This is a genomic window from Aliiglaciecola lipolytica (genome assembly GCF_018860635.1).
Taxonomy (GTDB): Bacteria; Pseudomonadota; Gammaproteobacteria; order Enterobacterales; family Alteromonadaceae; genus Aliiglaciecola; species Aliiglaciecola lipolytica_A.
In genome coordinates, this window is sequence record NZ_JAHKPT010000032.1 from 22,450 (window position 1) to 37,588 (window position 15,139).

Annotated in this window: 14 protein-coding genes; 9 read left to right on the forward strand and 5 right to left on the reverse strand. The window is 40.6% G+C overall.

The genetic code is table 11. From position 1 onward, the window contains the following. The first annotated feature begins 5 nt into the window (after window positions 1-5). The 6 genes from KO530_RS17145 (at window position 6) to glnG (ending at window position 7,084) form a co-directional block, all read left to right on the forward strand. A complete protein-coding gene (locus tag KO530_RS17145; protein WP_216049682.1) occupies window positions 6-872 on the forward strand; it encodes an ABC transporter ATP-binding protein in 867 nt (288 codons plus the stop codon). 86 nt (window positions 873-958) lie between these two features. Further along, window positions 959-2,197 carry an alginate export family protein gene (locus KO530_RS17150; protein ID WP_252729344.1) on the forward strand — a complete coding sequence of 413 codons (1,239 nt, stop codon included), beginning with the start codon at window positions 959-961 and terminating at the stop codon, window positions 2,195-2,197. 306 nt (window positions 2,198-2,503) lie between these two features. Beyond that, a complete protein-coding gene (gene glnA / locus KO530_RS17155) occupies window positions 2,504-3,913 on the forward strand; it encodes a glutamate--ammonia ligase (RefSeq protein ID WP_216049683.1) in 1,410 nt (469 codons plus the stop codon). An 81-nt stretch (window positions 3,914-3,994) separates the two neighbouring features. Beyond that, entirely contained in the window at window positions 3,995-4,510 is a 516-nt protein-coding gene (locus tag KO530_RS17160) for a DUF4124 domain-containing protein (protein WP_216049684.1), read from the forward strand. A gap of 100 nt (window positions 4,511-4,610) precedes the next feature. Next, a complete protein-coding gene (gene glnL / locus KO530_RS17165; protein ID WP_216049685.1) occupies window positions 4,611-5,681 on the forward strand; it encodes a nitrogen regulation protein NR(II) in 1,071 nt (356 codons plus the stop codon). After that, window positions 5,678-7,084: a nitrogen regulation protein NR(I) gene (gene glnG / locus KO530_RS17170; RefSeq protein WP_216049686.1), complete on the forward strand. Its 1,407-nt coding sequence runs from the start codon at window positions 5,678-5,680 to the stop codon at window positions 7,082-7,084. Before glnL ends, glnG begins: the two co-directional genes overlap by 4 nt. Window positions 7,085-7,161: 77 nt before the next feature. Here the strand turns inward: glnG and folE are convergent, their stop codons facing one another. The 5 genes from folE to KO530_RS17195 form a co-directional block, all read right to left on the reverse strand. Continuing rightward, entirely contained in the window at window positions 7,162-7,716 is a 555-nt protein-coding gene (gene folE / locus KO530_RS17175; RefSeq protein ID WP_216049687.1) for a GTP cyclohydrolase I FolE, read from the reverse strand. Between the two features lie 179 nt (window positions 7,717-7,895). Then, window positions 7,896-9,929 (reverse strand): alpha/beta hydrolase family protein, encoded by a 2,034-nt coding sequence (locus KO530_RS17180; RefSeq protein ID WP_216049688.1) that lies wholly within the window; start codon window positions 9,927-9,929, stop codon window positions 7,896-7,898. 221 nt (window positions 9,930-10,150) lie between these two features. Next, window positions 10,151-10,333 (reverse strand): hypothetical protein, encoded by a 183-nt coding sequence (locus KO530_RS17185; RefSeq protein WP_216049689.1) that lies wholly within the window; start codon window positions 10,331-10,333, stop codon window positions 10,151-10,153. A gap of 97 nt (window positions 10,334-10,430) precedes the next feature. Beyond that, on the reverse strand, window positions 10,431-10,859 hold the full coding sequence (locus KO530_RS17190) for a CopD family protein (RefSeq protein ID WP_216049690.1): 429 nt from the start codon (window positions 10,857-10,859) through the stop codon (window positions 10,431-10,433). Window positions 10,860-10,879: 20 nt separating this feature from the next. After that, window positions 10,880-12,556 (reverse strand): chloride channel protein, encoded by a 1,677-nt coding sequence (locus KO530_RS17195; protein ID WP_216049691.1) that lies wholly within the window; start codon window positions 12,554-12,556, stop codon window positions 10,880-10,882. Window positions 12,557-12,689: 133 nt separating this feature from the next. Between KO530_RS17195 and KO530_RS17200 the strand changes: the two genes are divergently transcribed. The 3 genes from KO530_RS17200 (at window position 12,690) to KO530_RS17210 (ending at window position 15,135) form a co-directional block, all read left to right on the forward strand. After that, the gene (locus tag KO530_RS17200) at window positions 12,690-13,406 is read left to right on the forward strand and encodes a DUF6776 family protein (RefSeq protein WP_216049692.1); all 717 of its coding nucleotides are present in this window, start codon (window positions 12,690-12,692) and stop codon (window positions 13,404-13,406) included. Between the two features lie 78 nt (window positions 13,407-13,484). Further along, window positions 13,485-13,829: an iron-sulfur cluster insertion protein ErpA gene (erpA, locus tag KO530_RS17205; protein ID WP_216049693.1), complete on the forward strand. Its 345-nt coding sequence runs from the start codon at window positions 13,485-13,487 to the stop codon at window positions 13,827-13,829. A gap of 220 nt (window positions 13,830-14,049) precedes the next feature. Then, window positions 14,050-15,135 (forward strand): efflux RND transporter periplasmic adaptor subunit, encoded by a 1,086-nt coding sequence (locus KO530_RS17210; protein ID WP_216049694.1) that lies wholly within the window; start codon window positions 14,050-14,052, stop codon window positions 15,133-15,135. The last annotated feature ends 4 nt before the right edge of the window (window positions 15,136-15,139 follow it).

The following is a 15,139-nucleotide window of genomic DNA, read 5'->3' on the forward strand; positions in this document are numbered from 1 at the left end:
TTAACATGACGTTTAAACATCAACTTGAATTAACGCAAGTAGCTATAGATTTTCCTACTCCCAAAGGGCCTTTTACTGCTTTGCAAGATGTCAATCTTAAAATTCAGAAAGGTGAGTTTATATCCTTGATTGGTCATTCGGGATGCGGCAAATCGACAGTACTGAACCTCATTGCCGGACTGTATCAAGCCACAACTGGTGGAGTGATACTTGAAGGTCAGGAAGTGAATGAACCTGGTCCTGAACGGGCCGTTGTATTTCAAAATCATTCTCTTCTACCTTGGTTGTCTGCTTATAAAAATGTTGAGTTAGCGGTTAAACAAACGCGTTCTGGGCGCTCTAAAAAAGAGATTAAGGAATGGGTAGAGCACAATCTTGAATTAGTTCACATGAGTCACGCCGTTGACAAATTACCTTCTGAGATATCTGGCGGTATGAAACAGCGTGTGGGGATTGCTCGAGCTTTGGCTATGCAACCAAAAGTATTGTTAATGGATGAGCCTTTCGGAGCACTCGATGCGTTAACCCGTGCTCACCTGCAAGACTCAGTGATGGAAATTCACAACAAACTGGGAAATACCGTGATCATGATTACTCATGATGTGGACGAAGCGGTTTTACTCTCCGATCGCATCGTGATGATGACTAATGGTCCAGCTGCAACTATTGGTGAAATTTTGCAGGTTGAATTAGAGCGACCGCGAAATCGAATTGAGTTGGCTGATAATCCTCAGTACAACCACTATCGACATGAAGTACTCAAATTTTTGTATGAAAAGCAGCGAAAAGTGGAATCGGTGGACTCTCATCGAAAAAACAAAGTTAGCAGTGAACGCACTGAAAATTTGAAAACGGGTTCTGACAAAATTTAATCACATTAACCTTTAAATACCATGTAAACCAAGACCTCGATTTTAGCTATTAAATTTAATAGCGAGTCGAAGGTCTCGGCGAAGTCATGTCTGGAATAAGAGAGAAGATGATGAAAACTATGACTAAAAAAACACTTAACGTTGCTGTAGCAGTCGCTTTATTGAGCGTTTCTAGTGCTTCTGTAAATGCTGAAGAATCTATCGCTAAAGCCATGACAAGCGGCACCGCTGGGGTTAATTTTAACCTGCGTTATGAATCGGTTGATCAAGACAATGCAGTTGAAGATGCAAGTGCGTTAACCTTACGCACATTATTAAGCTACAAATCGGCTAGCTATAAGAATTTTTCCGCAATGATTGAAGTGGAAGATACTCGCATTGTGTTGGGGCAAGGGGACTATACTGTTGGACCAACAGGTTACAACTCCGGTATGTATTCTGTGATTGCAGACCCTGAGCACACAGAATTGGATCAAGGATATATTCAGTACTCCAAAGACAATTTCACAGCCAAACTCGGTCGCCAAGTTATTACCATGGATAATCACCGATTTATCGGACACGTAGGTTGGCGTCAGGATCGCCAAACCTTTGATGGTATTAGCGTGAACTATAGCCCAGCAAAAGCGGTCTCTTTAAAATATGCTTATCTAACCCAGCGAAATAGAATTTTTGCTGAGGCGGCTGATTTTGATGCTAAAGATCACCTACTAAATGCCTCATATAATTCTTCTTTGGGGAAAATAACGGCCTATGGATATTTATTAGAGATAGATAATAATGTGGAAAATTCTCTAGATACTTTTGGTATTCGCTTTTCCGGCGACAGTTCAGTTGCCGATACCAAGATTATTTATACAGCTGAATACGCCACACAAAGCAGTGATTCAGCCACCACTAGTTTTGATGCAGATTATTTGATGTTAGAAGTCGGTGGTGTATTTTCAGGAGTGACTGCAAAAGTTGGTTATGAAGTGTTAGGCTCTGATGACGGCAATTACGGATTTTCTACACCTCTTGCGACCCTTCATAAGTTTAACGGTTGGGCTGATGTTTTTTTAGGCACACCAGCAGAGGGATTAGTGGATTTATCCGTGACTTTATCTGGTCAAGTGGCTGGTGGAAGCTTGACCGCGACTTATCACGACTTTGAGGCCGATGATGCTAGTGAGTCTGTTGATGACCTTGGAAGTGAAATTGATCTACAGTATGCCTATAAAATATCAGCCAACTATTCTATGGGAATTAAGTACGCAGCCTACTCTGGTGAGAGCGGCCGGGTTGATACCGATAAACTTTGGCTGTGGCTTGGTGCGAAATTTTAATAAAGGTGCACAATTTTGATAATTAGTTAGTAATAGCAAATATCAAAATAATACATCTATCTAATTGTTATTAGGTTAATCTGAGCATACTAGTTGTTGTAGGTAATAACTAATGCACCACATTGGACGGAGATGCTTCATGGTGGTGCAGGAAGTGGTGGGTTATGAGTCTATAATTCACCATTTCAACGATAGAATAGGCATTTTAGGGGCATCATGCATATGGCATGAAAATCGCTTAGTTCAGCAACTAGTATTGCAAGTTTGAAAAACACCATAATCTTTGATTATATTCAGGAGGACACAATGTCAGTAGAAAAGGCTTTAGACCTTATCAAAGAAACCGAAGCGAAATTTGTTGACCTACGCTTTACCGACACTAAAGGTAAAGAGCAACACGTTTCTATCCCAACTCATCAAGTAACTGAAGACTTCTTTGAAGAAGGTAAGATGTTTGATGGTTCTTCTATCGCTGGATGGAAAGGCATTAATGAATCTGACATGGTGCTTATGCCTGATCCAGAATCTGCAGTCCTAGACCCTTTTGCAGAAGAAACTCAAATTAACATTCGTTGTGACATACTTGAGCCTTCAACTATGCAAGGTTACGACCGAGATCCTCGTTCTGTAGCTCGTCGCGCGGAAGAATATTTAAAATCTACTGGAATTGGTGACGAAGTTTATATCGGTCCAGAGCCAGAGTTTTTCTTGTTTGACGACGTGAAATATAGCACTACTATGTCAGGTTCTTTCTTCAAAATTGATGCTGAAGAAGCTTCTTGGAATTCAGGTGCCGAGTTTGAAGGCGGCAACATGGGTCACCGTCCAGGTATCAAAGGCGGATACTTCCCAGTACCTCCAGTTGATTCATCAAATGATACTCGTGCTGCTATGTGTCTTGTTATGGAAGAAATGGGACTAACTGTTGAAGCTCATCACCACGAAGTGGCAACAGCAGGTCAAAACGAAATCGCTTGTTTGTTTAACACTCTAGTTAAAAAAGCTGATGAAGTTCAAATCTATAAGTATGTAGTACATAACGTAGCTCATGCATATGGCCAAACAGCGACCTTTATGCCTAAGCCTCTAGTAGGCGATAATGGTTCAGGTATGCATGTTCACCAATCAATTAGCAAAGGCGGTAAAAACGTATTTGCTGGTGACAAATATGCTGGTATGTCTGAAGACGCCTTGTTCTACATTGGTGGTATTATTAAGCATGCTCGTGCTATTAACGCATTCACTAATGCTTCGACTAACTCTTACAAGCGTTTGGTTCCAGGGTTTGAAGCACCGGTAATGCTAGCATATTCTGCTTGTAACCGTTCTGCATCTATCCGTATTCCTCACGTGAACAGTGAACGAGCTCGTCGTATCGAAGTACGTTTCCCTGATCCAACTGGTAACCCATACTTGTCATTCACTGCAATGTTAATGGCTGGTCTTGATGGAATCAAAAACAAGATCCACCCTGGCGATTCTATGGATAAAGATCTATATGACCTTCCTCCAGAAGAAGCGGCTGAAATTCCAACTGTTGCAAGTTCATTAGAACAAGCGCTAGAAGCTTTGGATAGTGATCGTGAATTCTTAACTGCTGGTGGCGTTATGACTGATGACATGATTGATGCTTATATTGAGCTTAAATCTGCAGAAGTTGAGTTACTTAACTCTTCTACTCACCCAGTAGAATTTGGCATGTACTACAGCTGCTAAATTGCTATAGTTATTGTTTTTTATACGAGCCCGCATTATTGCGGGCTTTTTTTTGTTCTAGAAAAGGCTACACTTTACAGTATGAAAAAAACCATTGTTGTTTCTCTGTTATTGTTTGCTGTCACCGCCAATGGTGAGAAGCTATACAAAGTGATTAATGCGGACGGCTCAGTTACTTATACTGACACTCCGCAAAGTGGTGCTGTGCAACTCGATCTAGAGGATGCTAATAGTGCTGTTATGCCTTCTTTGCTAAACGGTGTAGCCAATAAGCAGGTTAAAAAAAGTCGTTTAGAATTTCCTGATTATCAACTTGAGATAATATCTCCTGCTGAGGAAGAAACAATTCGTCACAATTCAGGTAAGGTTCTAGTCTCAGCAAGGCTCGAACCTGTGGGCAATGGTAAGTTCGAAATTTATTTAGATAGTGAGTTAGTACAGACAAGTCCAGCCCCTTCTTTTCAGCTACAGAATGTAGTGCGGGGAGAACATTCAATTCAAGTAAAATTTATTCACCATACAGGCAAGATCCTTGCATTGTCTAAGCCTAGAGTGTTTTACATGCATCAGGCCTCGACGTTGATCAATCCAAATTAAACGTTTTAGAAGCCTGTAGCATGCTTCTTAATTGACATTGACTTTAACAAGTTAATGTTGTGCACTGATGTGGTGCAACAATGTTATTGGATGAAATTCTTTGAGTGAACAATTTAAATACCTTTTGGAAAGCTTAGCCACCGCTGTATTGGTGTTGGATGAGAACCTCTCAATCCGCTACGTCAATTTGGCTGCGCAGTCGATACTTGAGTTTGGCGAAAATCAATTACTTGGTTTTCCATTGACTCAGTTTGTGTCTCATTCCAGCGTGACCTTTGCGCGGTTAGAGGATGCAATGGACCGAGATCAAGGATTTTCTGATGGCGAAGTTTTATTTGCTTTTTCCGACGGTCGACATGTATTAACAGATGTAACTGTTACGACATTTGAGTTTGAACAAAAACCAGCACTTCTGCTGGAAATGAAAGTGATAGATCAGCAGAAGAGAATCAGTCAAGAGAGTCAACAATGGGCTCAACTTCAAGCTGCTAGAGAGTTAATTCGCGGCTTAGCCCATGAAATCAAAAATCCACTTGGTGGTGTACGTGGGGCTGCTCAATTGCTCGAAAAAGAATTACATAGCCCTGAGTTAAAAGAGTTTACTCAAGTTATTATTGGCCAATCAGATAGATTGCGAAATTTGGTCGATAGATTGTTAGGTCCTAATTCTTTGCCCAATTTTGCATGGGTGAACATACATAAAGTACTAGAGAAAATTCGCACCTTAGTGAAGCTGGATGCCACTCATAATATCGTTATTGAACGGGATTATGACCCCAGTATCCCTGACTTGTTTTTAGACCAAGATATGTTGCAGCAAGCGGTGTTAAATATTGTCACTAATAGTATTCAGGCTTTAGACGGAAGCAATGATGAGCCTGAAATTATTATTCGTAGCAGAATTAAACGCCGATTTACCATACACGGCGTGAAATACCCGCTAGTTGCACAAATCAAGATTATCGACAATGGTCCCGGGATCCCAGTAGAGCTTAAAGACACCTTGTTTTATCCAATGGTAACAGGGAAATCAAACGGAACAGGCTTAGGTCTGTCCATCGCACAATCTTTGGTGGATCATCATAAAGGCAAGATCGATGTTGAAAGTTGGCCAGGTCACACCGCATTTAAAATTTATTTACCGATAGAGAAAAAGGACGTAAATCAATGAACGCTGAACCAGTATGGGTCGTAGATGATGATAGCTCGATTCGTTGGGTGTTACAAAAAGCGTTGCAGTCGGCGCAAATTCCCTGTTTTAGTTTTGAGAATCCAGAAGATTTACTTTTGCAGTTACACTCAGGACAACAACCAGAAGTAATCGTTTCTGACATTAAAATGCCACAAATGGATGGCATGACGTTATTGCAAGAAGTGCATCGTCACTTTCCTGATATTCCAGTCATTATTATGACCGCGCATTCAGATCTAGACAGCGCTGTTAATGCTTATCAAAGTGGGGCGTTTGAATATTTACCAAAGCCATTTGATATCGATGAAGCGGTGAATTTAGTCCAGCGCGCATTGGCTCATTCGCGAGAACAAAACTCACAACGTCAAGTAGAACCAGAAGTTAAAGACACCGAAATTATTGGTGAAGCGCCAGCAATGCAAGAGGTCTTTCGTGCCATTGGAAGGCTATCAAGATCTAGTATTAGTGTTTTGATCAACGGTCAATCAGGAACAGGTAAAGAACTAGTTGCTCAAGCATTGCATCGCCACAGCCCTCGAAAAGCCAACACCTTTATCGCGTTGAATATGGCTGCTATTCCCGCAGATCTAATCGAATCTGAATTGTTTGGCCATGAAAAAGGGGCTTTTACAGGCGCGCAATCTGCACGCCAAGGAAGGTTTGAGCAAGCGGATGGTGGGACTCTATTTTTAGATGAAATTGGTGATATGCCGTTGGATGTGCAAACCCGATTATTGCGCGTATTGGCCGATGGTCAATTTTACCGAGTAGGCGGGCATAATCCAGTTAGCGTTAATGTAAGAATCATTGCCGCTACTCATCAAAATCTTGAACAACGTGTTGTAGATGGAAAGTTTCGCGAAGACCTCTACCACCGTCTTAACGTGATTAAAATTCATATTCCGACCTTGGCTCAACGTCGAGAAGATATACCTTTGTTAGCAAGGCATTTCCTGAGTCGTGCCGCGAAAGAGTTAGAAGTGGATGCGAAGTCGCTTAGTAAAGAAGCCGCCAATGTGCTTTCACAGTTATCATGGCCGGGAAATGTGCGCCAATTGGAGAACATGTGCCGTTGGTTAACGGTAATGGCCAGTGGTCAAGAAATCTTAATTAATGACTTACCGCCAGAAATTAGCACTCAACCTGCCAGTACGCAATCTGCTAATCAGGAAGGAGATTGGAAAACGCTACTGGCGAGCTGGGCTGATAAACAACTTCACTCTGGTCGTCAGAATATTTTAGATGAAGCCACCCATGACTTTGAAAAAATCATGTTGGAAAGAGCTTTACAATATACTAACGGTCATAAACAAGATGCAGCTAAAAAGCTTGGTTGGGGCAGAAATACGTTAACCCGTAAACTAAAAGAACTCGATATGTAAATCAAAGCAATTGGCAAAGCACTAAAAAGGCGCTTAAAAAGCGCCTTAATTTTAGCTCAAGTAATGCTGGTTACTTGTTATTTGCCGATTAAGCGTAAAAATTCATTTCGAGTTGCTTGAGAAGTTCTAAATGAACCAAGCATCACCGAGGTGATCATTGACGAATTTTGTTTTTGCACTCCACGCATCATCATACACATATGTTTACCTTCCATGACAACGCCAACGCCTTTAGCACCAGTGACTTCCAAAACCGCATCAGCAATTTGCTTGGTCAGTCCTTCTTGTATCTGCAATCTGCGAGCAAACATGTCGACTATTCGTGCGAATTTAGACAAGCCAAGCACTTTACCATCTGGTAAGTATGCAATATGGCAACGTCCAATGAAGGGCAGCACATGATGTTCGCACAAAGAGTAATACTCGATATCTTGGATGATAACCATTTCGTCTGTATCAGCTTCGAAAATGGCTCCGTTCACAACGCCTTGAATGTCTTTTTCATACCCATCCGTTAAGAACTGCATTGCTTTCGCTGCTCTTTTTGGAGTATCAACCAAACCTTCTCTAGTGGTATCTTCTCCTAAAAGTTGGAGAATGCTTGCATAATGATCTTGTAGTTCTTGTGACATTTATTAGTGGTCTCGTTTGCATTATTCTGATTTTTCAGAATGCCAAATTTCGTTAAGTAGCCCAACATCATAACATTATGTGGAAGTTAGAAAAACCAAATACACCAAGTAAACTTAACTGGTGTATCTGGCTTAGGCTATTCATACGCTAAATTGATGAAAATGGATCTTTATGTGGCTCACTCGCTTTGGAGTTCTGGTTCCGGCAGATCAGGGTGAGGGAGTTGTTGATTGGGTTTCGACTTATTTTGTTGAATAACAAAATGATCCATCCAGCGCATCAAACGCATACTGTAATCTAGTTTTGCTGGCGCTAACGCCAAGCCATGGGCTTCATTCGGGTACAGTATTAACCTAACTGGCGCATCTGCATTGGATTTAAAATAGCGATAAAGCTCTTTAGATTGGTTAGCAGATACTCGGGTATCACGGCTTCCGTGTAACAACAAAAGTGGCGTTGTGGCATTTTGAGTGTGATAAATTGGGCTTCGTTCTAAATACCAAGTCCAGTCTTGCCAAGGTGCTATTAAGGCATGCTGTTTGAGCATTTCTGATGGAATATCAGTTGTCCCAAATTTGGAAATTTGATTGGATACACCCATACCTGCCACACTCGCAGCAAAATAATTATGTTGTTTGGTTGCTGCCCATGCAGCAGCATAGCCGCCGTATGAAGTACCTGTAATACCTACTCTTTGCGGATCCACACCGTAATTTTCGATTAAAAAGGTGCGGGCATCTAACAGATCATTAAACTCAGCACCGGCATAATCTTTTTGACCCAACTTTGAAAAGGCGACACCTTTGCCAGTTGATCCTCTGTAGTTTGGTAAGAAACTATAAAAACCTTTGCTAGCAGCATATGCAACGGGATACGAGTAACGGTTATTCCAACCCAGAGAAAAATGGTCTTCTGGACCTCCATGTACAAAAATAATCGCTGATGAAGTGGGGGCTGAATCGTCAATTGGTTCAACCAAAATCCCATCGATAACAGTCCCATCTCTGGCAGTATAAGAAACCTCAATTTGTTTAGGCAAAATTCTATCTTTCAGCCAAACATTGGAGTTGGTCATTCTTTTGTTACTGTGTTTAGTTTTTAAAAACAGCTCGGCAGGATGCTCAGGGGAATCGGCTATGTATGCAATGTTGTAACCTTTGCTATCAACACTCAGTGCACTAATCTTTCCATCATGTTTGACTCGAACTCGATATGAACCGGCTAGATCTTCTATGTCCTTATTGCCAATGAAAGTAGTCAGGTTTTGAGCGCCAATAAAACCAACAGTTGAAGAATTAAACCAATTAACAGCGCTAACATGTCCATCAAAGTCAGGTAATATATCAATAGGGGTTTCAGATACTACTTGGCTCAGATAAAGCCTACCTTCAGCGGGATCAGACTGATCTTCTCCACCTATGAAAGCGTAATGACTTCCGTCAGGAGAAACACTCATTTCTCCGACCTTTCCCCGATGAGAATTGGTTATCAGCATTTGCCCATTTGGCTTTAATACCGATATTGAACTTTCCATTACCACATCATCGGTAAGTGAAGAAGGTGAGTGATGTAGCAATATTTGTTCTGAGCGCGGAATCCATTTGGCACTCAACACGTGGCTATCATTGTAAAGTAGGCGTGCCTTCTTACTCGGGTTCTCTAAACTTAGCCGCCATAAAGACGCGTTTCTAGCAGACTCATCAAATACGGTTGCGTTGAATCCAACATCATTTAATAACTGTTGTTGATGATCAGGAGTTGAGTAACCCCAAATGATCACAGCATCATTTTGTTCATTAACATCAAAGCCCTTGATATCAGTATCAGCGCTGTAAATTTTTATGGGGTCAGTGTCTCCAATTTCGATATGGTAAAGGGAAACTGTTTGGTCATCTTGCATTTTGGCTAAAAAATATAGCGCGTCGCTCTGGGGGCTCCATCTTACATGTCCCATTGGTCTTCCGCCGGAAATCACAGGCGATATTTTTCCTCTCTTGGAAACCACGTACAGCTCTCTCAAACTCACTAAATCGATACCATCATAGCTATCATCCGGTAAATTCAGGGTGACAGCCGTCAGCCTTCCATCCGGTGAAAATGTGACTGTTTTAACTTTTCGAATTTGGTTTAAATCTTCTAACGACAATGGCGTTTTTGCGAAAACAGATAGTGCGCAAGACCAAATTACGAATAAAATAACTAACCGTTTCAAATCGACTCCAATTATTATTTCAAGCTTAGAACCTAAAATTATATGTAAACAATGTTAACATTATATTAACTTGGTTAACATTGTAGGAGTTGATAGTGGATTTTGTAAATTAAAAATGCATAGTATTTTGTTATAGGTATATATTCGTATGCAGCATGACAGGCAGAGAGAGATGAAATGCGGTGGTATGTTCGATGGTGTGCTCGAATCTATCTACGAGCCTAAAAATCTTTGTACTTTTTTTTCAGTGAGTCGCGGATATTGTCTAGATAGCAGTCCAGCTCTTGCTTCGCTTCTTCGTAAGCGTTGCTATATTCAACTGAACTTGGGTTATCACGAAGTAGTTTGAATGTGGAATCCGTTTTATCTAAAAGTAAGGCGAGTTGCCGATTGCTGACATCCATATTGTCTTATTCCCGATTAAAAAATTTCCCTACCTATATATTGGCTAATGATACAACTGAAAGCAAATCTAATCTTAAATTTAAACTTATTTAATGGTTAAAACGCCTTCAACACGGCTAGAGCAACGATTGCAAAAAGCACTATAACAGGGGCTTCATTTAAGAAACGATAAAAGCGCGAAGAATGAGGAATGATATCCTTGGCGAATTTTTTCATCTGCAAATAAAGATAACCGTGATAAGCGTAAACTAAGATTACTAAGCTTAATTTAACGTGCAGCCACATTGATACTGCAAACCATTCCCTACCGTGCATATAAATTAAGATAACGCCAAAAATTAGGGTAAGGAGCGCAAATGGGGTCACGAAAAACCATAGTTTTCGTTCCATTACTTTAAACTGATCCCGTACGTCTTGGTTGTTTGTTTGCGCGTGATAAACAAATAATCTAGGTAAATAGAAAATGCCTGCCATCCAAGCAATCATAAAAAATATGTGGAGCGCTTTTATCCAAAAAAACAACATTGTTTACCTTCTTAAATTGATTAGAACTTTTCTTGATGTAAATAATTACGTAACGTATTCCACGTAATCACGCCGACAATACTTGAGGGGGTTGTCTCGTATACGTAGACAGCGCCATCTCTATTCACTTGCAATATTTCGTATACCTCCGCCAACGTAGATTGGCTGGGCACACCTTCCATATCGAAATATGCCAATGGTGCACTATTGTGATTTAAACTTAATTCGTACTGTACCAGTGAATACTGCACGTCAATTTCAAAAGAAGACCGCAGCACAACAGGATGATTCGGTGATGTGTCTAAAAATTCCATTATGTGCTTATCTGGCGCATCAATAAATAGTTTGTATTCGGTATCCATGACCGCCAACACACCGGTTTTCTGCAATGCTTCACGAATTGGAGATATCGTGAAAGACAGTTTTTGATATTCCAGCTGACGGATAAATATAGAACGATTTCCGAATAGCTGTGTAGATGTGACATAAGCGGGCACTATGACCAGCATAGCGGGTAAAATTACGTCGGCGTTGTAAGCCAATTCCATAATTGAAGATAAGGCCGCAAGTGGTGCATGTAATACTGCGGTGAGCATGCCTGCGATACCCAGTAAAGCAAAACTATTATTGTAATCAATACTTTCAGATAAAACGAAACCCAAAGGAATAGCTAACACCGCGCCAGCCAGCATACCAATAACATATACCGGACCAATAAGCCCGCCGGGAACACCTAAGCCTATTGCCACCAAAGCTAATATAAATTTGGCAACTAATATGGCGATTAACATACCTGTAGTCTCACCACTTACGAACGAGTGTGTGGTATCTAAACTTGCACTTAGAGATTCAGGTAAAAAATAGCCGAATATTGCAGTTATCAGTGCAGCTATTAAAATTCGCCAAATCATTTTTACCGGTCTAAATAGGCGAATGACATTCATTAATTGATTATTGAATAGGGTGGCAAGGCAGCCTAATGAAATGCCTAAAATGACTAAATACGGATAATGCCAATGGTTGATATATTGAAATGATAAAAAGGATAATTCGTGGACTTGGCCAAACACCACCCTCGTCATTAATGAACCGCAAGCCGCGGCTAACATCACTGGAATAAATAAATGTATACGGTATTCTCGAAGTACCACTTCCATAACAAAAATAACGGCTGCAAAAGGGGTGTTGAAGGATGCAGATATCCCCGCAGCGATTCCGCAACCGGATAAAATACGAATGCTGTTATAGGGTAATTTTAAACCGTGTCCAATGAAACTGCTGCCAGCCGCTCCTAAATGCACAGAAGGACCTTCTCGACCAACAACAAATCCACTGGCCAACGCTATCATGCCACCAAAAAATTGATTAATTGTGGTGCGAAAAGGAATATGTCCGTATCGTTGTTTAAGTCTGTGAATAACGAATGGAATCCCCATTCGATAGTGTTTAAAACCAGTTAGAAAGGCAAACAAGATAATCAGCAGGGCGCCAGCTATAGGGAATGCAAAACGTGCGATTGGCGTTAAGTCAGAATAGCGGTTTAATTCTTCTAAAAAAGATAACTGTATCCACTCAACACATAGTCGAAATACAATAATTAAAGATGCAGCACTCATCCCACCCACTATGCCTAATATACATAGTTGAATTGATGTGCGAGGATTCGCTAATTCCTGTCTGAAAGATTTTAATGTCATTATCTGTTGGGCTTATACTTTCAATGGGTAATAATGGTGTTCTGTATTGATTTTCCGTTGCACCCTTAGGCCAAATTTAGCTTACCACAAGTGCTTGTAAACAATGATAAAATTATTTTAGGAAAAATACGTAGTGATACCTGATGAAATTCGTAAAACGTGGAGTGCATTTAAATTTTATACAGTTTTGCTGATTTTGTTTATTTGCACGGCATATTTTGCATTTATGTACGGCAATTCGCACTTTGAAAGCCAAAATGCAAAAATCAGCACCCTTGAACATACAATGGAAAACCTATCACTTGATAATCAACGTTTAACTAAACAGTTAAATATTCTTGGCGTAGAGTTGGAAGTACAAAGATTGGCGGTTAAAAAATCCCAGCAGATGCTTGAGCAAGGGTTAGCTAATGAAGCTAAACTTAAAGAAGAAATCCAATTTTATCAAAGAGTCATGGCCCCTGAATTGGAGCAAGATGGTTTTGTGATTGAGGCATTCGAAATTAAAAAGTCCCTCAGTGACCGAGCATATTGGTTTGAACTGGTGTTAATGCAGCAAGACAAAATTAAAAATGTCGTAAAAGGTTCAATCGAGGTAAGTATAATTGGCAGTGAAGCGGGTAAACCTAAACAATATAGTTTATCCGAACTTGTCACCCAAGAATCATCTGAATTAAGCTTTAGTTTCAAGTACTTCCAAACTATTCAAGGGGAAATGATCTTGCCACAAAACTTTTCACCTGAGAAAATATTGGTGAAAACTAAAATTTTTCAATTCAAGCGTAAACGCGGCGAATTGGAAAGAACCTTTGATTGGAATATAGAAACTTTACAAACCAGCACAGAATAGTTGATTAGATTACTCAGGTATTAGATAATTAGCATATAAATAGGGTATTTCCCCTGTTAGCAAAGGTAGAGGTAATATATGTCGGTAGAAATGGCGGTGCCAATTGAATTTTCTGAAGCCGCCTCCGCAAAGGTTCGTACGTTAATAGAAGAGGAAGAGAATCCAAATCTGAAACTACGGGTCTATGTCACTGGAGGAGGTTGCTCTGGGTTTCAATACGGTTTTACGTTCGATGAAAAAGTAAATGAAGGCGATATGACTATCGATAAAAACGAAGTCACCTTGGTCGTTGATCCTATGAGCCTACAGTATTTGGTTGGTGGGACTGTGGATTACGTTGAAGGGCTGGAAGGGTCTCGATTTTTAGTCAACAACCCTAACGCCACAACTACCTGCGGCTGTGGTTCTTCTTTTAGCGTTTAATCAAGCAACTAATAACTACAATAAGCCGGCGTTCAAGCTGGCTTTTTTGTGTCTGTTCAAAAACTTTTGTTGCTTATTTAACGTATTCATAAGTGATTTTATTCGTTCATAAACTGAGTATTAGAATGTCACTCCTAGTCGTTCACATTTCGATACGATTTAAAGTTGGCAGTATCAGTTTAGCAGTAGTAACGTTGGTTCTATCGGACTAGGAGATAAAATGTCAAATGTTCTAACTAAAATTCGACGCCAACCGGCTTGGATAGCGCTGTTTATTTTCATACTTTTATCTTTATGGGTTGCCTCTGGACATCTTCTAAATGAGCAAGTCGAAAGCAAACAAGAGTCAGCCGAAGAGTCATTGACCAAAGTTAAGGTCGACACATTCTATGCCCAGCAAGTCAGTCGCGAAGTGAGCGTCTACGGTCGCACTGAACCGGACCGAATTGCTACTTTGCGCTCGGAAATTAAGGGCCAAGTCATTGACATTTTTGTGCAGGAAGGAGAGGCGGTAAAGCAGGGGCAGAAGATTCTGAGCATTGATGGAAATGATCTTAATGCACTCTTGCGCTCGGCGAAATCGATTTTAAAACAGCGAGAAATTGAACTTGATGCCGCGCAGTCTTTGGGTAAAAAAGGATTCCAATCGCAATCTGCTTTGGCTCAAGCTGACGCCAATGTAGAGCTGGCAAAAGCAGAAATAGAGCGCCTAGAATTGGCGATAACTAAAACCACTATTGTTGCGCCTTTCGATGGAATACTGAATACCCGTGAAGTTGAAATTGGCGATTTACTCAGAGATGGCGATACCATCGCTACTGTGGTTGATTTAGATCCTTTGGTTATTTCCGCAGATGTGACTGAAAACTGGATTCAAAAAATTCACCTTGGCCAGCAGGCAAGTGGCAGACTTACTACAGGGCAGACTGCTTCAGGGAAAATTCGTTATATCTCCAGTATTTCAAATACCGGTACCAATACATTTAACTTAGAAGTTGAAGTGGCTAATCCAACCGGTGCATTGTTGGCAGGAATGAGCACAGAATTAAAAATACCACTGCAACAAGATTGGGCAATTAAGATTACGCCAGCGGTGATGGCTTTGGACGAACAAGGTAATTTAGGTGTTAAAACCGTTGAAGGTGACATTGTTAAGTTTGTGCCAATCGATATTGTTAAGAGTGACAGTGAAGGTGTCTGGTTATCAGGATTAGGTGAAAAAGCGCGCATTATTACCCGAGGGCAAGGATTTGTTCGTGATGGCGATAAAGTAGAAATTGTTGACGACTCAATGTCTGAAAAATAGCAGT